The organism is Vibrio sp. 10N.222.46.A1 (genome assembly GCF_041473595.1).
Taxonomy (GTDB): domain Bacteria; phylum Pseudomonadota; class Gammaproteobacteria; order Enterobacterales; family Vibrionaceae; genus Vibrio; species Vibrio tasmaniensis_A.
In genome coordinates this window covers 1-257 of record NZ_JBFRSN010001322.1, presented here as the reverse complement: position 1 = coordinate 257, position 257 = coordinate 1, and the positions used below count along the sequence as shown (strand labels likewise).

Annotated in this window: 1 protein-coding gene; it reads left to right on the top strand. The window is 47.9% G+C overall.

Annotated features, from left to right (window positions below):
- Nucleotides 1-257, top strand: a 257-nt coding sequence (locus AB4496_RS26305; RefSeq protein ID WP_372132833.1) for a hypothetical protein, incomplete at both ends; no start/stop codon positions are given.

Below are 257 nucleotides of genomic sequence, written 5' to 3'. Positions count from 1 at the left end.
ACTGCTTTCATTCAAAACTTGGTATGAAATTGAGAAAGACTACGACTTTGCACGCGTACTCGTGAATGGACAAGCCATTGCCGGCAACATCACCTCATTGGATGACCCGTACAATACTGGCCTCGTTCCTGCTATTGGCGGCGAATCTGGCGGTTGGATTGATGCTGAGTTCGACGTTTCACAATGGGCAGGCCAAGAAGTAGAGCTTTCGTTTGAATACATCACCGATGGTGGCTTGGCGATGGAAGGTTTCTATT